Genomic DNA, 19863 nt, shown 5'->3' with positions numbered 1-19863 from the left:
GCACCCCGGGGCAATTAGGGTGGGCGCGTGGCAATAACGGTGCTGATCGCCGACGACCAAGCGATGGTGCGGCAGGGGTTCGGCGCCCTGCTCGCGGCCCAGCCGGACATCAGCGTGGTCGGCGACGCGGCGGACGGCAGGGCAGCGGTGGCCGAGGCCGCCCGCCTGCGCCCGGACGTGGTGCTGATGGACGTCAGGATGCCGGAGATGAACGGCCTCGACGCCGCCCGCGCGATCCTCGCCGCGGGCTTCGACCCGCCGGTCCGGGTGCTCATGCTGACCACCTTCGACATCGACGACTACGTCTACGAGGCGCTCGGCATCGGCGCCAGCGGCTTCCTGCTCAAGGACGCGCCCGCCGAGGAGCTGGTGCGCGCGGTCCGGGTGGTCGCCGATGGGCAGGCGCTGCTCGCCCCGACCGTCACCCGCAGGCTGATCGCCGACGTCACCCGCCGCCGGGCGGGCCGGGTCAAGCCCGCGCCGCACCTGGACCAGCTCACCCCGCGCGAACGCGAGGTGCTGGAGCTGGTCGCCCGCGGCATGTCCAACACCGAGATCGCCGAGGCGCTCTTCGTGGCCGAGCAGACCGTGAAAACCCATGTTTCCAAGATCTTCTCGAAGCTGAACCTGCGCGACCGGGCGCAGGCGGTCGTGCTCGCCTACGAGTCGGGGCTGGTCACCCCGGGCTGAGGCTCAGTGCGGGCAGGCGCCGCCCGGCAGCGTCCCGATGTTCCTGGCCAGCAGCTGGGCCATGGCGTCGAGCAGCGCGGTGGAGTCCTCGAAGCTGCCGGTGTCGGCGCTCGCCGCCATCGCCACCGCGACCCGCCCGGTGGTGGTGCCGATGGTGCCGAACTGGCGCACGGTGTACTCGCCGGTGTCGTCGTCCGGGCCCCAGCCGCCCTTGAACTGGGCGGTCGAGAAGCGGCCGAGCCCCCAGGACTGGTCGGGGGTGATCGACCCCATCAGCGCGGTCACCAGTTCGCTGTCGGGCAGGCAGGGCAGCTCGGCGGCGAATGTGGCCTGATCGGTCAGGCTCCACTCGGTGCTGCCGTAGGAGATGTCGTCCAGTTCGGGGTGCGTGACGGTGTCGCCGGTGGCGGACTGCCCGGCCTCGTCGAGCACCTCCTGGACCGCGATGCCCGCCTCGGTGTTGTCGCCGAGCGACTGCCACAGCTCCCACGCGGCGTCGTTGTCGGACACCGTGATCGCCGCCTCGGCGGCCGGGTAGGCGCCGTCCGGGTCGCGGCGCAGCGCGGCCAGCGCCAGCGGGACCTTGATGGTGGACCAGGCGATGCCCGAGGTCCAGTCGCCGAGCACCGTCATCCGGCCGCCGCCCACCGGCAGCACCGCGAGCCCGACCTCGCCCTCGAGGTCGTCCCGGAGCCGGGCGAACTCCGCTACCAGGGCGTTCGGGCGGTAGGTGATCCTGGCGCGCCAGTCGGGGGCGCCGGTCTGCGCGGCAACGGTGGCGGGCGCGGAGTCGGTGGTACCGGTGAAGAGCGCGCACGACGAGCTCACCAGCACGACGGTCACCAGCAGGGTGCGGAGCGACCAGCCCGCCCCGCGTCGCAGCCGCGCGGGCTTCCCGGACCGGCCGAAGCCACCGGCCCGCCACTTCGAGCTCACCACGCGCGTCCCTCCCCAGCACCACCGCGTCCGCGTGCGCGGGTCGTTCGCAGGTGGTGCACGACAAGCTGTTCGACGATCCGCCGGCCGCCACGGGAGGCACGGCCGACGATTCAGTTTCACCGATTCTCGCCCGAAACCGAAACTCCGTGGTGGCGGGGCTGCGGGTAGGCTCTCAGCCTGGGTGTCACCGGAAGGGGGCGTGTTGCTGGAGCGCGGTGAGGTGTTCGCGGGGTTCACCGTGGAGCGGCTGCTCGGCGCGGGCGGCATGGGCTCGGTGTACCTGGCGCGGCAGCCGAGGATGGACCGGCTGATCGCGCTCAAGCTGCTGAACCGGGAGCTGTTCACGCACACCGAGGTCAGGGCGCGTTTCGAGCGCGAGGCCGACCTGGTGGCGCAGCTCGACCACCCCTCGATCGTGGCGGTGTACGACCGCGGCACCGAGGACGGGCAGCTCTGGATCTCCATGCAGTACGTGGACGGGGTGGACGCGGGCACCGTCGACGTCACCGAGCTGCCGCCGGAGCGGGCGGTGCAGATCATCGAGGGCGTCGCGGCGGCGCTCGACTACGCGCACAGCATCGGCATCCTGCACCGGGACGTGAAGCCGGGGAACATCATGCTGGCCCGCTCCCAGGGGCAGGGGGAGCGGGTGTTCCTCACCGACTTCGGGATCGCCAGGCTGCGCGAGGACTCCACGCACCTGACCCAGGACGGGATGTTCACCGCCACCCTCGCCTACGCCTCGCCGGAGCAGATGACCGGCAACCCGCTCGACCACCGCACCGACCAGTACTCGCTGGCCTGCGCGCTGTACTGGCTGCTGCTCGGGGTCGGGCCGTTCGACTCGCCCAACCCGGCCGACATCATCCACGGGCACCTCAACATGGTCCCCGCGCCGATCGCGCCGCGGCGGCCGGGGATCTCGCCCGCCATGGACCTGGTGATCGCCAAGGCGATGGCGAAGCATCCGGCGCACCGGTACGGGAGTTGTGGTGAATTCGCCGCCGCGGCGCGGGCGGCGTTGAACGCGCCGGGGAGCGGGGGGATGCCCGCGGTCGCGCCCGCGTTCGGCGGGGTGGTGCCCGCCGCCGCGCCGGGCGGTGCGGTCGCGCCCGCCGGGCCGATGCCGCAGGCGCCGGGCGCGCCGATGCAGGCGCCCGGCGCGCTCGGGGCGGTGGCCCCCGCTCAGCTGCCGCCCGCGCCGCAGGGCGGCTCACCCAACTCGCCGGGTCCAGGGCAGGTCGGAGGAGCGGCACCGAACGCGGCGGCCCGGAGCGGCGGCGTGCCGCCCCACGGCCCGAGCGCGGGTCCGCCGCAGACCCCGCCCGGCCAGGGGCAGGGCGGGGCGCCACCGCCGAACGGACCTGGACCGGTTCAGCAGAACGCCGCCGGTCCGGCGCAGGGCGGTCCGCTACCGCCGAACGGCTCTGGCGGGGGTCCCGTCCCGCAGGCCCCGCCCGGCCAAGGGCAGGGCGTGGGGATGCCGCTGAACGGACCCGGGCCGGTTCAGCAGAACGCCGCCGGTCCGGGGCAGGGCGCAGGGATGTCGCCGAACGGGCCGGTTCATCCGGGGTCGCCCGGTCCGGGGCCGGGCGGGCGCCCGCCGAACGGGCCGCCGCCGGGGCGCGGGATGCGGCCGCCGCGGCGGGGCGGGGGGCGCAGGCTCATCGGCACCCTGCTCCTCGGCTGGCTCGCGGTCGTGGTGGTGGCGCTGCTGGTGCTGGTCGGCATCCTGTTCGTGGTGCTGCGCTCCGACGAAGGAGGCGAGGGCTCGGCCACCACCCAGGGCCGCGCCGCCGCCCCGCCGACCCCGACGACGCAGTCGGCGACGGCGGAGGCCGACCCGCTGGCCGCGAGCCGCCGCGCCTTCCCGATGCTGGTGCCGTTCGGCCGCGACGAGGTCGGCACCGGCTACCGCGGCACCGACTGCGTGCTGGTGACCCCGGACGAGGACCGGCTCCGCTTCGAGGAGATCGCGCTGAGCCAGGGCACCTGGGTCCGCGCCTGGCGCTGCGACCGCGACGAGGACGACCCCGGCTCGCTCAGCTACGTGGTGCTCCAGTTCCCGGCCCCGGCCGCCGCCCGCGCCGCGGTCGACGCGCTGCCCGCGCACACCAGGTCCGCCGAGCGCAAGGACGGCGCCCCCGCGGTGCTGCACCGCTGGATCCGCCCGGACCCGGCGGGCCCGTTCACCGAGGCGAAGGGCACCGCGCGGCTGATCGTGAGCTTCGGCGACGACCCGCAGCGCGCCGCCTTCCTGATCTCGGTCGCCAACCACGGCGACCCGAGCGGCACCGGCCCCGAGCCGTCCGCCCAGGCCGCGGTCGACGACTGGTGGGAGGCGGCCCGGCTGTAGCGGGTCAGTCCACGGCCAGCGCCTCCACCACCGGCATCCTCGCCGCGCGCAGCGCGGGCGGAATCGCGCCCAGCATGGCCAGCCCGAGCGCGATCGCCCCGTACAGCACCGGGATCGGCCCGGGCCGGTACACGATGTCGATGGTCATGGCGTGCCCCATGGCGAGCGTGGCCAGGTACTGCACCGCCGCCCCGACGGCGAGCCCGAGCACCGCGCCGACCACGCCGATCCCGGCCGCCTCGGCCAGCACCGAGCGCAGCAGGAACCGGCGCCCGGTGCCGATGGCCCGCAGCACCCCGAGCTCGCGGCGCCGCTCCAGCACCGAGAGCATGAGCGTGTTGAGCAGCGCCACCGTCGACACCAGGACGACGATCCACAGGATCATGGTGCTCAGCGCCGACCCCTGGCGCATGCTCGACGAGATCGCCGCCACCGAGTCGTCTCCCGAGGTCACGGACAGCTCCGGCGGCAGCGCCCGCTCGAGCTCCGCGCGCACCGCGGCCGGGTCGGCGCCGGGCGCGAGCTCGATCGCCAGGATGGTCTCACCGGGGCGCTGGTACCACTCGCGCATGCGCTCGAGGTCGAGCACGACCACCCCGGAGATGGCGGAGAAGTAGGGGATCACCTCCAGCACCGTCACCGTGCGGGCGCCGCTCGGCGTCGGCAGCGTGATCGGGTCGCCCTCGCCGACCCCGAGCGAGCGGGCGATGTCGCGCGAGACCACCACGCCCGCGCCCGCGGCGAGCCCGGGCACCACGTCCGGGCGCACCGCGCGCCAGTTCGGCGAGTCCGGGTCGTCGGCCGCATAGCCCTGCAGCATGATCCGGCCGCTGCCGAGCGTGGCGAAGGCCATCTGCCCCGGCCGCACCCGCGCCACCCCCGGCAGCTCCGCCACCTCGTCGCGCAGTGCGGGGGGAAGCAGCGGGCCGGTGGGGAACTGCTCCAGCGAGGCCGGGCTGACGTAGAAGTCGTTCTCCGCGAGCTGGTCGAAGGTGGTGGTCGCCGAGTCGATCATGTTCTGCCCGGCGCCGCCGACCGCCACCGTCGCCGCCACGCCGATCAGCACCGTCATGGCGGTGGCCCAGACCCGGCGCGGCGCGCGCTCCAGCGTGGTGGCGCCGAGCGTGCCCGGCGCGCCGAAGAGCCCGGCCACCGCGGCCGCGGCCCGGACGATGGGCCCGGTCGCGGCGAAGGCGAGCAGCACCGCCGCGGTGAACGCGAGCGAGACCGCCGCCAGCGAGTACCGGCCAAGGTCGGTCGTCGCGACCACGACCGCGGCGATGACGAGCACGCCGCCGAGCACCCCGGCCGCGATCCGCAACCCGCGCGAGTCCGCCTCGCCCGCCCCGGCGTCGACCGGCAGCAGCGCCTCCACCGGGGCCACCCGGTAGACCTGCCGCGCCGCCACCGTCGCCGCGACCACCGCGGCCAGCACGCAGGCGGCGACGGCCAGCGGGATGGCGTACCAGGGGACCAGGTACTCGGTGCGGGCCTCGACCGACTCCAGGATGGCGGCGGGCAGCGCGCCGATCGCGCCGCGCCCGATGAGGGTGCCGAGCAGTGCGCCGAGTGCGCCGCCGAGCAACCCGATTACCGCGGCCTCGGCGAGCAGGTCGCGCACCATCGGCCCGCGCGCCGCCCCCATGGCGCGCAGCAGCGAGAGCGTGGGCCGACGCTGCGCCACCGCCATGCTCATGGCGTTGTAGATCAGGAAGGCGGAGACGATCAGCGCCGCCGCGGAGGACATGAGCATGGAGTAGCGCACGATCTGGATGGCGCCGCTCGCCTGCACGGTGCGCAGCTCCGGGTCGGCGACCACCGCGCGGCCGCCCGCCGCCGCGGTGAGCGCGGTGCGCACGGCGGCCGGGTCGGCGCCGGGTTCGAGCACCACCTGGATCGAGTCGAGTCGGTCCGGTCGGCCGGTGACCAGCTGGGCCAGGGGGAGCGGGGCGACGACCAGGTGTCCGCCGTTCAGTTTCGCGGCGGTGGCGTCGTCCAGCACGCCCGCGACGGTGACCTCGCCCGCCCCGAGCGCGAAGGTGTCGCCATCGGCGTGCCCGGTGGCGGCGCCGACCAGGACGCCGCGCGGCACCGTGAGCAGCTTCGCCGCCTGGCCCGCCAGCGGCGCCGTGAGCGCGCTGTCCAGCGCGCCGATGCTCGCGTCCGCGCCGATCAGCAGCGTGCGGTCCGCGCCGGTGCCGACCTGGGTGCGCAGCATCGGAACCGCGTGCGCCACACCGGGGGTGGCGGCGACCGCGGGCAGCAGCGACTGCTCGAAGCCGGCGTCGGTCACGCCGGTGACCTCCAGCTCGGCCGCGCCCGCCAGCCCCCTGGTCAGGGCGTCCACCGACCCGGTGACCGAGCCCGAGATGCTCAGCACCGCCACCAGCAGCGCCGCCGACACCGCCATCACGATGAGCGAGAGCGCCGTCCGCCCCCGATGCGCGAGCAGCTCCCCGATATTGAACAGCCGCAACCGATCCCACGCCGCGCTCACGCTGCGTCTCCGCGGCCGTCCGTGGCTACGCTCCGCTCCCGCCTCCGGGCCTGACGCACTCATGCCGGAAGCGCCCCCGCCCGCTCGTCCGAGCCGATCCGCCCGTCGCGCAGCGTGATCGCCCGGTCGCAGGCGGCCACCGCGCCCCGGTCGTGGGTCACCATGACGACCGCGTTCCCGTTTCCGGCGAGCTCGCCGAGCAGCTCCAGAATGCCCGCGCCGGTGCGCGAGTCGAGGTTGCCGGTCGGCTCGTCGGCGAGGATCAGCGGCGGCTCCATCATGAGCGCCCGCGCCACCGCGACCCGCTGCATCTGCCCGCCGGAGAGCTCGGCGGGGCGGTGCGCGGCCCGGTCGGCCAGCCCGACCCGGTCCAGCAGCTCCAGCGCCCGCGGCTTCGCCCGGCGCAACCCGGTGCCGTCCAGCAGCTTCGGGATGGCGACGTTCTCCCACGCGGTCAGCGTGGGCAGCAGGTTGAAGAACTGGAAGATGAACCCCACCTCGGTGCGGCGGAGCTCGGCCTGCCGCTCCTCGGTCAGCGCGCCGATCTCGGTGCCGCGGAACCGGATCGACCCGGTGTCGGGGCGGTCCAGCGCGCCGAGCAGGTGCAGCAGCGTGCTCTTGCCGGACCCGGACGGCCCGACGATCGCGGTGAACTCGCCTGCGTGCAGCCGGAGATCGATGCCGTCCAGCGCGCGCACCACCTGCTCGCCGACCCGGTAGTGCCTGCCGACTCCGCTCAGCTCCAGCATGGCCGGTTGCGTCATCGCGTACTCCCTCGCTCGGGGCGCTTCCCCCGCGTGTTGCCCGCTCGTCACTCGATCGAAGCAGCCGGGCGCCGGATGGGCGGGCGGATCGGCCGAGAAACTCCCCCTGATCGGTGCGGTGCCGCTCCACGGTACGGCGCGCGGCGCGCTCCCGTCGTCCTGCTCCGGGCGCCATCGCGGCTCCGCCCCCGGGTGGAGGCGCCGTGCGGCCCCGGAACGATGTGCCCGCCGCGGCCCGGCGGTAACCTGGGCGGATGGCGGAGTCCGGGCCGGTGCGGCGAAGCGCGGCGGTGCGCGGCGGGCTGCCCGCGCTGCGCGATCGGGCCGCCGCGACGATCCGGGCCAGGCTGGCCAACCCGCCGGTCGACTACCCGCCCTCGGTGATCCTGGCCGCCGACGCGGCCATGCTCTCCATCGCGGTCGCCGCCGGATTCCAGCGGCACGCGTACCTGCCGACGGTGCTGCCGGTGATCGCCGTCGGGTTGCTGCTCGGCTCGCTGGCGCTGTTCACCTTCACCGCCGTCGAGCCGACCCCGCTCACCCTCGGGCTGCCCGCGCTGGCCGCTACCGCGGTGCTGCTCGCGCAGCCGGTCGACGGTGATTTCGCGCCGTTCATCCTGGTGGTGGCGGTGGGTGAGATCGCAGCCTGCACGCAGCGGCGGGCGAGCGTGCCGAGCGCGCTGGTGGCGGTGGCGCTGCTGGCGGCCTTCGGCGCGGCGTCGGAGGGCGGGCTGCCCGGGCTGCCCATGTACTGCGTCGGCGTGCTGCTCGGCTGGATGTGCGGGGAGATGCTGCGCAACCAGCGCCGCTTCCTCTACCAGGAGCGGGCCTACCAGGCCATCCGCAGCGCGCAGGCGGCCGACGAGGAGCGCCGCCGGATCGCCAGGGAGGTGCACGACGTGATCGCGCACTCGCTGAGCATCACCCTGCTGCACCTGACCGCGGCGCGCCGCGCGCTGCAGACCGACGAGGACGTCGCCGAGGCGACCGAGGCGCTGGTCGACGCCGAGCGGCTGGGCAGGCAGGCGATGGCCGACATCCGGCGCACCGTCGGGCTGCTCGACGCCCGCCCCGCCTCTCCGGCCCCGGAGCCGGGGGTCGGCGAGATCGCGGACCTGGTCGGTGATTTCGTCCGCGCCGGGCTGCGGCTGAGCTTCCACGCCGAGGGCGACCTCGGCGCGGTCTCCGCGGCGGCCGGGCTCGGGCTGTACCGGATCGGGCAGGAATCGCTCGCCAACGTCGCCAAGCACGCGCCCGGCGCCACCGGGGAGGTGCGGCTCGCGGTCGGTGCCGCGCACGCCACGCTCACGGTGCGCAATTCGCTGCCGCCCGGCTGGACGGGCGAGCCCGCGGGAATGGGCGTCACCGGCATGCGCAGGCGGGCCGAGCTGCTCGGCGGCGAACTCGACGCGGGCGCAGCAGGCGGGTACTGGACGGTGCGGGTCACGGTGCCCCTGGCCGAGCAGCGCCCCGGCGGCTACTGCGCGGTGCGCGGGGCAGGGGAGGGCCGGTGACGCGCGGTCCTCGGTGTGCTCCGGGCGGGGACGGCGCCGACGGTGTGGACTACAGCCCGAAGCGGCCGGTGGCGGGGATGACACGGGAGGCGGCGGGGATGACGCGGCAGGCGGCGGGGATGACGGCGTTGGCTCCTGCGTGCTCCGGCCGGCGGCGGCGATGACGGCGGCCGGGCCGGACGAAACCGTCACCGTGCTCGTGGTGGACGACCAGGAGCTGGTGCGCGGCGGGCTGCGCCGCATCCTGCGCCGCCGGGACGGCTTCGCGGTCGCCGAGTGCGCCGACGGCGACGAGGTGCCCGCCGCGGTCGCCACCGCCCGCCCCGACGTGGTGCTGATGGACCTGCGGATGAAGCGGGTCGGCGGCATCGACGCCACCCGGGCGCTGCGGCACGACCCCGCCGCGCCCCCGGTGCTCGTGCTCACCACCTTCGACGACGACGAGCTGCTCTCCGGCGCGCTGCGCGCGGGCGCGGCGGGGTTCCTGCTCAAGGACTCGCCCGCCGAGGACCTGATCCGGGCGGTGCGCACGGTCGCCGCGGGCGGCGCCTGGCTCGACCCCGCGGTCACCGACCGGGTGCTGGCCGGGTACCGGCGGGTCCGGCCCGCGGTCGACCGCGGTGCCGGGCGGCTCGCCGAACTCACCGCCCGCGAGTACGAGGTGCTGCAGCTCATCGGGCGCGGCCTCGCCAACGGCGAGATCGCGCGGGCGCTCGGCATCAGCCAGGTCACGGTGAAAAGTCATGTGGGACACATCTTCGGCAAGCTCGCCCTGCGCGACCGGGCCGCCGCTATCGTCTTCGCGTTTGACCACGGGGTAGTTTCCCCAGGAGAATCCACAGGTTGACGCGCGGCGCGTCGAGAACCGGAAGGTGGCGGACGGACGGGGTGGAGGGCGACGGCGTGGCACACGGAACACGGACGGGCACCCGCTTCGGGCCGTACGAACTGCGGTCGGTGCTCGGCCGCGGCGGCATGGGCGAGGTGTACGAGGCGTTCGACACCGTCAAGAACCGCACGGTCGCGGTCAAGCTGCTCACCGAGGAGCTCGCGCGCGACCCGGTCTACCAGGTGCGCTTCCGTCGGGAGTCGCAGGCGGCGGCGCGGCTCGCCGACCCGCACGTGGTCCCGATCCACGACTGGGGCGTGATCGACGGGACGCTCTTCCTCGACATGCGGCTGATCGCGGGCATCGACCTGCGCGCCGTGCTGGCCGCCGACGGCGCGATGGCGCCGGAGCGCGCGGTCGGGATCGTCGAGCAGGTCGCCGCCGCGCTGGACGCCGCGCACGCCGCCGGGCTGGTGCACCGGGACGTCAAGCCCTCGGACATCCTGCTCACCGCCACCGACTTCGCCTACCTCACCGACTTCGGGATCGCCGACACCGAGGGCGACGCGGCCGTCACCGTCGTCGGGGTCGGGCCGGACTCCTACGCCTACACCGCGCCCGAGCGCTTCGACGCGGGCCCGGTCACCGCCGCCGCCGATATCTACGCGCTGACCTGCGTGCTCTACGAGTGCCTCACCGGGGCGCCGCCGTACCCGGCCGACACGCTGAACGTGCTGCTCCGCGCGCACCTCACCGAGCCGCCGCCGCGGCCGAGCCTGCGGCGCGCCGGGGTGCCCGCCGGGCTGGACGAGGTCGTCGCGCGCGGGCTGGCCAAGCAGCCGGGCGAGCGGTACGCGAGCGCGCTCGAGCTGGCCCGCGCCGCGCGCGCCGCCGTCGGCGGTGCCGCCGGGTCGGTGCGCCCCACCGTCGGGGCCGCGCACTCCTGGTTCGACCCCGGCGCCGCCGGGCCCGCGCAGTCGGAGCCCGTTGCGCCGTCGGGGGCAGGCGGTGGTTCCGCGCGCCCTGAGCCCGCGGCGCTGTCGGGGGTGGGCGGTGGGTCCGCGCGGCCCGAGCCCGCGGCGGCGTCGGAGGAGTTCGCCGCCTTCGGCGCGCCCGAGTCCGCCGTCTCCCGCGGCATCGGCGCGGGGAACCCGTTCGCGGCGTCCGCCGCGGGAACAGCGGGCCTCGGCGCCGCCGCGAGCCCCGCGCGAGCGCCCAGCGCGGGCGCTGCCGCGCCGCCGCCCGGCGCCGCGGCGGCTGCGGGTTCCGCCGCGTTCGCCGCGCAGCCGCCCGGCGTCGGCGCGGCACCCGGTTCCGGCGCCGCACCGCCCGGCGGTAACGGCGCGCCCGGCGCGCCGGATGAAGCCGTACAGACCCCCGCCGCGTTCCGCGGCACCGGCACCGGCCCCGAGCAGGCCCCGCCGAGCCATTCGAGCACCGGAGGACATCCGATCACCCCGCCCGGCCCATACCCCAACCCCGGTGGCCCCGGCCGCCCGCCGACCGGCGGCCACCCCATCCCGTCGCGGCGGCCCGCGGAGACCACCCCGCCGGACTCGAACGCCGGTCCGGCCGAGGCCGGGCCGGTCGTTCCGGCGGGCACCCCGGTGCCGAACCCGGCCACCGGCGCCACGCTGGTGGTCCGGGTGCCGGAGCACCTGCTCCCGGAGTCCGAGCGCAGACCGGACGCCACCGGCGAGCACAAGGTGGTGAAGCCGAGCGGCGCCACCGAGGTGCGCCTCGGCGAGGTGCAGTTCTCGCTCCCGCCGGACCCGGAGCCCGAGCCGGAGCCCGCACCGGGCAGCGGCCAGATGCGCGCCTTCCCCGACGCCCACCTGTACGCGGGCGGCCAGCAGTACCTGCCGCCGGAGCACTACCAGCCCCCGGACGCCACCGCGAACGAGACCACCCAGTACATCCCGCCGGTCCGCGACGCCGCACCGGAGACCACCCGCTACGGCGCCCCCGAGCAGCACCGGCAGCCCGGTGCCGCGCCGACCCCGGCCGCCGAGACCACCCGCTACATCCCGGAGCAGGCGTACTCCGCCGTGGAGCCCGCCGTCGACCCCGGCTACGACCGCGACAACCCGCGGACCGAGTACCTCGGCCCCGCCGGGTACGCCGAACCGGGGTACGACGACCGCTACGACCGCGGCTACGGCGAGCAGGGCTACCCGGACCAGGGGTACGACCGCGACCACGGCGACGACCCGTACGGCGCCTACGACCCGTACGGCCCGCAGGACCCCGACGGCTACGCCGACGACGGGTACTACGACGAGGAGCCGAAGCCGAGGTCGCGCGCCCGCGCGGCGCTCGGGCCGGTGCTCGCCACCGTCGTGGTGCTGCTCGCGCTCGCGGTCGTCGGCACCATCGGCTGGCAGCGCTTCGCGGGCGGCGACAGCTCGGCGCCGTCGGCGGCGGGCCCGAACGCCACCGCCGTCGCCCCGACCGCCGGGCTCACCGGCGCCGCCGCCCCCACCGGCCCGGCCACCACGACCAGGCCGGACCCGACAACGACCACCGCGCCGCGCAGCAGCACCACCACCGGGAGCAGCAGCACCACCTCGGCCTCGCGGACCTCGACCACCTCCGCGACCACCAGCGCGGGCGCGGTCAGCCTGCCCGCGGGCGCGTCGCCGTGCGACCAGGGCTCGGCGAGCACGCCGTACTCCCGCACCGCGACCGGGAGCGGTGCCACCAGCTGCGGCTTCGCCGAGGCGGTGCAGGAGGCGTACAGCGCGTCGGGCGGCGCTTCACAGTCGGTGGAGGCGGTCAGCCCGGTCACCGGCCGCAGCTACACCATGACCTGCACCCCGAACGGCACCGTGGTCACCTGCACCGGCGGCGACAACGCCGTGGTCTACGTGTACTGATCGGGCTTCACCCGATTCGTGCGAGGTGACGCGGTCGCCGCGCTCGTAACCTCGGCCGCGAGTGCGCCACCACGGCGCGCCCGCGGCCGAAGGGAGCCCCCGTGGTCTGGTCGATCCCGCGCGGGTTGATCGTCCTGCTCGCCGGTGCGGGCGGCGTCGTCGTGGTGGTCGGGATGCGGGCCTTCGCCGGTGTGCTCGCCCCGGTCTTCCTCGCGCTCATGCTGACCGTCGCGGTGCAGCCGGTGCAGGGCTGGGTGCGCGGGCGCGGCGGCCCCGCCTGGCTCGGGCTGCTCGCCGCGCTGGCCACCGTCGTCGGCGTGCTGGTGGCGCTGGTCGCGGCGCTGCTCTTCTCGGTGGCACAGCTCGGCTCGGTGCTGCCCGGCTACGCCGACGAGCTCGGCGCCCTGCTGGACGACGTCCGCGAGCTGCTGGCGAACGCGGGCATCTCCCAGGACCGGATCCACTCCGCGCTCAGCCAGATCGACGTGGGCAAGGTGGTCGCCGCGGTGGACGGCGTGCTCGGCGGGCTGCTCGGCCTGGTCTCGAACCTGGTCTTCGTGCTGGCGCTGCTGATGTTCATGGCCTTCGACGGGATGACCATCGGCCCGCGAATGGCGGTGGTCACCCGGCTGCGCCCCGACATCGCGGGCGCCTTCGCGACCTTCGTTGACGGCACCCGCTCCTACCTGGTGGTCTCCACCGTGTTCGGCTTCGTGGTCGCGGTGCTCGACGGCGCCGCGCTGTGGCTGCTCGGGGTGCCGCTGCCGCTGCTCTGGGCGCTGGTCTCGTTCCTCACCAACTACATCCCGAACATCGGCTTCGTCATCGGGGTGATCCCGCCCGCCGCGCTGGCGCTGCTGGAGGGCGGCCCCGGCCTCATGCTGTGGGTGATCGCGATCTACTGCGTGATCAACGTCGTGATCCAGTCGATCATCCAGCCCAAGTTCGTCGGCGACGCGGTCGGGCTGAGCGTGACGGTCACCTTCCTGTCGCTGGTGTTCTGGGGCTGGGTGCTCGGCGCGCTCGGCGCGCTGCTCGCCGTGCCGCTCACCCTGCTGGCCAAGGCGCTGCTGCTGGACATCGACCCCACCACCCGCTGGGTGGACGCGCTCATCAGCCACAGCGGGGCCGAGCCGGAATCACCCGAAACGGATGAGGCGCCCGCCCCGCCGCGGGCGGAAGGGTGAGGGTGCGTCCCACACACGGAAGGGGTCGAGGAATGACGCACACGACCGAAATCGAGAAAGACCATTCGCTGCGCCAGGGCCTCGCCGCGGGCACCTCCATCGGCGCCTCGATCCTGCTGCTCACCGTCGGCGCGCTCTCGCTGCTGGAGGGGATCTCGGCGGTGGCGGAGGACGAGCTCTTCGTCGTCGGCCCCGAGTACGTCTACGCCTTCGACGTCACCACCTGGGGCTGGATCCACATCGTGCTCGGCATCCTGCTCATCGTCGCCGGGCTCGGGCTGGTGACCGGGGCGGGCTGGGCCAGGGTGACGGCGATCATCATCGCCTCGGCCTCCATCATCGGCAACTTCCTCTGGCTGCCGTACTACCCGTGGTGGTCGGTCCTGATCATCGCGCTGAACGTGGTGGTGATCTGGGGCGTCGCGACCTGGCACCCGCTGCGCGACTGAGCGGCGGGCAGCGCGTGCTCGAGCGCCCGGCCGCCGCAAGATGCGGCGCGCCGGGCGCGGACACAGTACGTTGTGCGGAAGTTTCGCAACGAGAATGTGTCGAGGAATGTCTGCTGATCGATCCGGCCGCGTCCGCGCGGCCATCGGCTGCGCCGTGATTGCGGCGGCCGCCCTGCTCACCTCGTGCGCGACCGGTACGTACGTCTCCGGGACCGACGAGACCACCATCACCGAGGCCGCGGCCCGCACCGAGCAGCACGACCTGTCGTACGCGCTGCCGGGCACGCTGGCCGCGGACTTCGCCGAATTGCAGGCGAGCACCCGCGGCTCGATCGGGCTGGCCGCCATGCCGGTCGGCGGCACCGCGGCGCTGAGCTTCGGCTCATGGACCACCGGCCCCGCCTGGTCCACCATCAAGGTCCCGCTGGTCATGGCCGCGCAGCGCGCCGCGCCCGGCACCAACACCTACGCCGCCACCGCCGCGATCACCGAGTCCGACAACACCGCGGCCGACGCGCTCTGGCAGTCGCTCGGCGGCGGGCAGGAGGCGGCCGCCGCGGTCGAGGCGGTGCTGCGCGAGGGCGGCGACGTCACCACCAGGGTGCCGCCCACCCGCCCGCGCGCGGACCACTCCGCCTTCGGCCAGGCCGAGTGGAGCCTGGCGGGCCAGGTGGCCTTCGCCGCGAAGCTGCCCTGCCTGCCCGGCTCGGCGGGCGTGACCGCGCTGATGGCGGAGATCGTCCCCACGCACCGCTGGGGGATGGGCAGCATCGACGGCGCCGAGTTCAAGGGCGGCTGGGGCCCCGACCCGGACGGCGACTACCTGGTCCGGCAGTTCGGCCTGGTCGACGGCCCGGCCGGGCAGGTCGCGGTGGCCATCGCCGCGAAGCCGGAGTCCGGCACCTTCAACGACGGCATGCTCGCGCTGAACAAGATGGCGACGCTGGTCGCCGCGCACCTGGCCGAGCTGCCCAGCGGGAAGTGCAGGCGCTGAGCGTTACCCAGGGTTCACGGGGGCGGCCCCGCGGCGGATGCGGCTGCGGGGCAAGATGAACGCCATGCGCATCGGAGTCTTGACCGGAGGCGGGGACTGTCCGGGACTGAACGCCGTGATCCGAGCCGTCGTCCGCACCGCGAACGGCCGCTACGGGGACGCGGTGGTGGGCTTCCAGGACGGCTGGCGGGGCCTACTGGAGGACCGCAAGATCGTCATCCAGAACGACGACCGCACCGACCGGCTGCTCACCAAGGGCGGCACCATCCTCGGCACCGCCCGCACCAACCCCGACGTGCTGCTCGCCGGGCTCGGGCAGATCAAGCGGACCCTGGACGACAACGGCATCGAGGCACTGATCCCGATCGGCGGCGAGGGCACGCTGACCGCCGCCAGCTGGCTCGCCGACGAGGGCGTCCCGGTCGTCGGGGTGCCCAAGACCATCGACAACGACATCGACTGCACCGACGTCACCTTCGGCCACGACACCGCGCTCTCCATCGCCACCGAGGCCATCGACCGGCTGCACACCACCGCGGAATCGCACCAGCGCGTCATGCTGGTCGAGGTCATGGGCAGGCACGCGGGCTGGATCGCGATCAACGCGGGCATGGCGGCGGGGGCGCACCTCACCCTCGTCCCCGAGGAGCCGTTCGACGTGGCCGAGGTCTGCGCCATGATCAAGCGCCGCTTCCAGCGCGGCGACAAGCACTTCATCTGCGTGGTCGCCGAGGGCTCGCACCCGGCCGAGGACTCCGGCTTCGCGCTGCGCGAGGGCGGGATCGACGAGTTCGGGCACGAGCGCTTCACCGGCGTCGCGCAGCAGCTCGGCACCGAGATCGAGCGGCGCATCGGCAAGGAGGTGCGCACCACCGTGCTCGGCCACGTGCAGCGCGGCGGCAGCCCGACGCCGTACGACCGGGTGCTCGCCACCCGCTTCGGGCTGCACGCCGCCGAGGCGGTGCACGCGGGCAAGTTCGGCCAGATGGTGGCGCTGCACGGCACCGCCATCGACCTGGTGCCGCTGTCCGAGGCGACCAAGCAGCTCAAGCGGGTTCCGGCCGATCGCTACGGCGAGGCCGAGGCCTTCTTCGGCTGATCCGCGCAGGGGGCTTGGCGGACCGGGGGCTGCGCGCGGCCGCCGCTCCCGTTAGCCTGTCCGCCATGGTCGATCTGCGTGTGGACGAACTCCCGGAGGCGGCCGCGGCGGTGCTGCGCCGGCGGGCCAAGGCCGACGGACGCTCGCCGGAGCAGCACGTCCGCCAGGAGCTGCTGGCACTGGCGCGCCGCCGGGTCCCGATCGACGGCGTGGTCGCGTTCCGTGCCGAGCGCGGTGTGCCGGAGCCGAGCCTCGCCGAGCCGGACGCGGTGGCGCTGTGGAGCGAGCACGACCTGCCCACCGAGGCGGTCGCGGTCTTCGCCCGCCGGGCCGAGGCGGCCGGGCTGCCGCTCGGCGAGTACGTCCGGCAGGAACTGATCGGGGTAGTGAGCCGCGGCACCGTCGCCGATGCGCTGCTGGAGTTCGCCGAGGTGCAGGAGCGCAACCCCGAGCTGCGCATGGACATGGACGCCATCGCCGAGTCGATCGCCTACGCGCGCGGGCTGTAGCGCCCGCGTCGCCCCGGGCACGGGCCCGAGTTTTCGCGCGCCGACCCGGGTTCTCGCACGCTGCAGCGCGCTCCCGCGCGGACGACGCTCGCCTGAACCGCCCGCGAGCGGGTATGACTGGAGCATGCGTGATCGGCGGCTGCTCCCGGTGGTACTGCTCGCGATCCTCGCCCTGGTGGCCGGGTGTGCGAGCGAGCAGGCACCCGCCGACCCGGTGGCAGGCGAGTGGAACGGCTCGATCGAGGTGCCCGGGCAGCCGCTGCCCATCGGGGTCACCTTCGCCGACGGCGGCGGCACCATCGACATCCCGGTGCAGGGCATCGCCGACGCTCCGCTCGCCGACGTCGTCACCGACCCGGGGAACGTCGGCTTCACGCTCCAGGGCATCCCGGGCGACCCCGCGTTCACCGGCCGCTACGCCGACGACCGGATCACCGGCGACTTCACCCAGGCCGGGCAGAGCTTCCCGCTGACCCTGGCGCGCGGCGCGCTGCCACCGCCTGCCCGTCCGCAGGAACCGAAGCCGCCCTTCCCGTACCGCTCCGAGGAGGTCACCTTCCGCAGCGGCGACATCACCGTCGCGGGCACCCTCACGCTGCCCGATGGCGCGGGGCCGTTCCCGGCCGTGCAGCTCGTCACCGGCAGCGGGCCGCAGAACCGCGACGAGGAGCTCATGGGCCACAAGGTCTTCCTGCTCGTCGCCGACACCCTGACCCGCGCGGGGTACGCCGTGCTGCGCACCGACGACCGCGGCGTCGGCGGCACCGGCGGCGACCTGAACGCCGCCACCTACGACGTGCTCGCGGGTGACATCGCCGCGGGCACCGACTTCCTGCGCGGCCGCGCCGAGATCGACCGCGAGCGGATCGGGCTCTTCGGGCACAGCGAGGGCGGCTACCTCGCGCCGCTGGCGGCGTCGAAGCAGGGCGACCAGATCGATTTCCTGGTGCTGATGGCCGGGCCCGCGGTGCCGGGCCGGGATGTGCTGATCGAGCAGAACGGACTGCTGCTCACCGCGGCGGGCGCCACCCCGGAGGAGGCACGGGCGCAGCAGGAGTACGTGGCCGAGTGGTCGGCGCTGCTCGTCGCGGGCGACACCGCGGGCGCGCGGGCCGCCACCGAGCGGCACGAGGCGGCGCTGCCGCCGGAGCAGCGCAGCAGCCCGGCCGCGCTGGACGCACAGCAGGCGCCGGTCATGCGCTCCTTCCTCGCCTACGACCCGGCGCCCGCGCTGCGCGCCGTCCGGGTGCCGACGCTCGCGCTCTTCGGCGCGAAGGACCTGCAGGTCCCGCCCGCGCAGAGCGAGCAGCCCATGCGCGACCTGCTCGCGGGCGCCCCCGACCCCACCGTGCGCACCTTCCCCGGGCTGAACCACCTGCTGCAGCCCGCGAACACCGGCTCGCCGTCGGAGTACGCCACCATCGAGACCACCGTCGATCCGGCCGCGCTGACCTTCGTCACCGACTGGCTGACCACCCGGATTCCGCCGCGCTGAGCTTATTTAGACTGGGCGCATGAGCGCACCAACGGTCGATCTGCTGGACTACGCCGACGTCCTCGCCCGCTTCGAGCCCGTGCTCGGCATGGAGGTCCACGTCGAGTTGTCCACCGCGACCAAGATGTTCTGCGGCTGCCCCACCGACTTCGGCGCCGAGCCGAACACCCAGGTGTGCCCGGTGTGCCTCGGGCTGCCCGGCGCGCTGCCGGTGGTGAACCAGCGGGCGGTGGAGTCCGCCATTCGGATCGGGCTCGCGCTGAACTGCACGATCACCCCGTGGGGCCGGTTCGCCAGGAAGAACTACTTCTACCCGGACCAGCCGAAGAACTACCAGATCAGTCAGTACGACGAGCCGATCGCGCAGCACGGCCACCTGGACGTGCTGCTGGACGACGGCAGCACCTTCCGGATCGAGATCGAGCGCGCGCACATGGAGGAGGACACCGGCAAGTCGCTGCACGTCGGCGGCGCCACCGGGCGCATCCACGGCGCCAGCCACTCGCTGCTCGACTACAACCGGGCCGGGGTGCCGCTCATCGAGATCGTCACCAAGCCGATCACCGGGGCGGGGGAGCGCGCGCCCGAGGTGGCCCGCGCCTACGTCACCGCGCTGCGTGACCTGCTGAAGTCGCTGGACGTCTCTGATGTGCGGATGGACCAGGGCTCGCTGCGCTGCGACGCCAATGTCTCGCTCATGCCGATCGGCGCCGAGGTCTTCGGCACCCGCACCGAGACCAAGAACGTGAACTCGCTGCGCAGCGTCGAGGTCGCGGTGCGGTACGAGATGCGCAGGCAGGCCGCGGTGCTCACCGCGGGCGGCGAGATCGTGCAGGAGACCAGGCACTTCCTCGAGGCGGACGGGACGACCTCGCCCGGGCGCCGCAAGGAGACCGCCGAGGACTACCGCTACTTCCCGGAGCCGGACCTGGAGCCGGTCGCGCCGGACGCCGAGTGGGTCGAGCGGCTGCGCGGCACCATCCCGGAGTACCCGTGGCTGCGCCGGGCCCGCATCCAGTCCGACTGGGGGCTCTCCGACGAGGTCATGCGCGACCTGGTGAACGCGGGCGCGCTCGACCTCATCATCGCCACCGTGGACGCGGGCGCCCCGGTGAACGAGGCGCGCTCCTGGTGGGTCGCCTACCTCACCGAGAAGGCCAAGGAGCGCGCGGTCGCGCTCGACGAGCTGCCCATCACCCCGGCCCAGGTGGCCGCCGTGATCGGGCTGGTCGAGGCCAAGACGGTGAACAACAAGGTCGCCAAGCAGGTCGTCGACCTGGTCCTGGCCGGCGAGGGCGAGCCCGCCGCCATCGTCGAGGCCAAGGGGCTCGGCATGGTCAGCGACGAGAGCGCGCTGCAGGCCGAGGTGGACAGGGCGCTCGCCGCCAACCCCGACATCGCCGACAAGATCCGCTCCGGCAAGGTGCAGGCGGCGGGCAAGATCGTCGGCGACGTCATGAAGGCGACCCGCGGCCAGGCCGACGCCGCCCGCGTCCGCGAACTGGTCCTCGCCGCCTGCGCCTGAGACCGTGGGTCCGGGGCTTCAGCCCCCGGACCCCTGTTCCGGACGCTAGGCAGTGTTGCGAAGTGATGTGCGCAGGTCGCACGGGGTGGCCTGAAATCTGCTGACCGGCTACACGTCCCGGTGAGGTGATGTGGCGAGGT

At 74.6% G+C, this 19863-nt stretch carries 15 protein-coding genes; 12 read left to right on the top strand and 3 right to left on the bottom strand.

What is annotated here, in order from left to right; genetic code table 11:
* Positions 1-27 precede the first annotated feature (27 nt).
* Positions 28-690 carry a response regulator gene (locus tag ACFUUZ_RS10220; protein ID WP_378694550.1) on the top strand — a complete coding sequence of 221 codons (663 nt, stop codon included), beginning with the start codon at positions 28-30 and terminating at the stop codon, positions 688-690.
* A gap of 3 nt (positions 691-693) precedes the next feature.
* Here ACFUUZ_RS10220 and ACFUUZ_RS10215 read toward each other — a convergent pair whose 3' ends face one another.
* Entirely contained in the window at positions 694-1626 is a 933-nt protein-coding gene (locus ACFUUZ_RS10215; RefSeq protein WP_378694549.1) for a hypothetical protein, read from the bottom strand.
* A 205-nt stretch (positions 1627-1831) separates the two neighbouring features.
* On the opposite strand from ACFUUZ_RS10215, the gene ACFUUZ_RS10210 reads away from it, so the two are divergent.
* Positions 1832-3985: a protein kinase gene (locus ACFUUZ_RS10210; protein ID WP_378694547.1), complete on the top strand. Its 2154-nt coding sequence runs from the start codon at positions 1832-1834 to the stop codon at positions 3983-3985.
* A 4-nt stretch (positions 3986-3989) separates the two neighbouring features.
* Here the strand turns inward: ACFUUZ_RS10210 and ACFUUZ_RS10205 are convergent, their stop codons facing one another.
* Positions 3990-6482, bottom strand: a complete 2493-nt coding sequence (locus tag ACFUUZ_RS10205; protein ID WP_378694545.1) for an FtsX-like permease family protein — start codon at positions 6480-6482, stop codon at positions 3990-3992.
* 59 nt (positions 6483-6541) lie between these two features.
* The gene (locus tag ACFUUZ_RS10200; RefSeq protein ID WP_378694543.1) at positions 6542-7246 is read right to left on the bottom strand and encodes an ABC transporter ATP-binding protein; all 705 of its coding nucleotides are present in this window, start codon (positions 7244-7246) and stop codon (positions 6542-6544) included.
* Positions 7247-7500: 254 nt separating this feature from the next.
* On the opposite strand from ACFUUZ_RS10200, the gene ACFUUZ_RS10195 reads away from it, so the two are divergent.
* From ACFUUZ_RS10195 to gatB, 10 genes are all read left to right on the top strand, one after another.
* Positions 7501-8760: a sensor histidine kinase gene (locus ACFUUZ_RS10195; protein WP_378694541.1), complete on the top strand. Its 1260-nt coding sequence runs from the start codon at positions 7501-7503 to the stop codon at positions 8758-8760.
* 160 nt (positions 8761-8920) lie between these two features.
* Entirely contained in the window at positions 8921-9607 is a 687-nt protein-coding gene (locus ACFUUZ_RS10190; protein WP_378694701.1) for a response regulator, read from the top strand.
* 56 nt (positions 9608-9663) lie between these two features.
* Entirely contained in the window at positions 9664-12465 is a 2802-nt protein-coding gene (locus ACFUUZ_RS10185; RefSeq protein ID WP_378694539.1) for a protein kinase, read from the top strand.
* 101 nt (positions 12466-12566) lie between these two features.
* On the top strand, positions 12567-13652 hold the full coding sequence (locus tag ACFUUZ_RS10180; protein WP_378694537.1) for an AI-2E family transporter: 1086 nt from the start codon (positions 12567-12569) through the stop codon (positions 13650-13652).
* Positions 13653-13684: 32 nt separating this feature from the next.
* On the top strand, positions 13685-14101 hold the full coding sequence (locus ACFUUZ_RS10175; protein ID WP_378694536.1) for a hypothetical protein: 417 nt from the start codon (positions 13685-13687) through the stop codon (positions 14099-14101).
* A 106-nt stretch (positions 14102-14207) separates the two neighbouring features.
* Positions 14208-15095 carry a hypothetical protein gene (locus ACFUUZ_RS10170; RefSeq protein ID WP_378694535.1) on the top strand — a complete coding sequence of 296 codons (888 nt, stop codon included), beginning with the start codon at positions 14208-14210 and terminating at the stop codon, positions 15093-15095.
* A gap of 64 nt (positions 15096-15159) precedes the next feature.
* The gene (locus tag ACFUUZ_RS10165) at positions 15160-16194 is read left to right on the top strand and encodes an ATP-dependent 6-phosphofructokinase (RefSeq protein ID WP_378694533.1); all 1035 of its coding nucleotides are present in this window, start codon (positions 15160-15162) and stop codon (positions 16192-16194) included.
* A 65-nt stretch (positions 16195-16259) separates the two neighbouring features.
* Positions 16260-16703, top strand: coding sequence for a hypothetical protein (locus ACFUUZ_RS10160; protein ID WP_378694531.1), 444 nt, complete (start codon positions 16260-16262; stop codon positions 16701-16703).
* Positions 16704-16827: 124 nt separating this feature from the next.
* Complete coding sequence (locus ACFUUZ_RS10155) at positions 16828-18198, top strand: alpha/beta hydrolase family protein (RefSeq protein ID WP_378694530.1); 1371 nt, start codon at positions 16828-16830, stop codon at positions 18196-18198.
* A 19-nt stretch (positions 18199-18217) separates the two neighbouring features.
* The gene (gene gatB, locus ACFUUZ_RS10150) at positions 18218-19723 is read left to right on the top strand and encodes an Asp-tRNA(Asn)/Glu-tRNA(Gln) amidotransferase subunit GatB (protein WP_378694529.1); all 1506 of its coding nucleotides are present in this window, start codon (positions 18218-18220) and stop codon (positions 19721-19723) included.
* The last annotated feature ends 140 nt before the right edge of the window (positions 19724-19863 follow it).

This window comes from Nocardia sp. NPDC057353 (assembly GCF_042667085.1).
GTDB lineage: Bacteria > Actinomycetota > Actinomycetes > Mycobacteriales > Mycobacteriaceae > Nocardia.
This window is presented reverse-complemented; position numbering and strand designations above follow the sequence as displayed.

Coding starts and splice junctions, on each gene's coding strand:
- ACFUUZ_RS10195 (WP_378694541.1), top strand. CDS start 7,501: ATGGCGGAGTCCGGGCCGGTGCGGCGAAGCGCGGCGGTGCGCGGCGGG.
- ACFUUZ_RS10175 (WP_378694536.1), top strand. CDS start 13,685: ATGACGCACACGACCGAAATCGAGAAAGACCATTCGCTGCGCCAGGGC.
- ACFUUZ_RS10200 (WP_378694543.1), bottom strand. CDS start 7,246: ATGACGCAACCGGCCATGCTGGAGCTGAGCGGAGTCGGCAGGCACTAC.
- ACFUUZ_RS10160 (WP_378694531.1), top strand. CDS start 16,260: ATGGTCGATCTGCGTGTGGACGAACTCCCGGAGGCGGCCGCGGCGGTG.
- gatB (WP_378694529.1), top strand. CDS start 18,218: ATGAGCGCACCAACGGTCGATCTGCTGGACTACGCCGACGTCCTCGCC.
- ACFUUZ_RS10190 (WP_378694701.1), top strand. CDS start 8,921: ATGACGGCGGCCGGGCCGGACGAAACCGTCACCGTGCTCGTGGTGGAC.
- ACFUUZ_RS10165 (WP_378694533.1), top strand. CDS start 15,160: ATGCGCATCGGAGTCTTGACCGGAGGCGGGGACTGTCCGGGACTGAAC.
- ACFUUZ_RS10155 (WP_378694530.1), top strand. CDS start 16,828: ATGCGTGATCGGCGGCTGCTCCCGGTGGTACTGCTCGCGATCCTCGCC.
- ACFUUZ_RS10170 (WP_378694535.1), top strand. CDS start 14,208: ATGTCTGCTGATCGATCCGGCCGCGTCCGCGCGGCCATCGGCTGCGCC.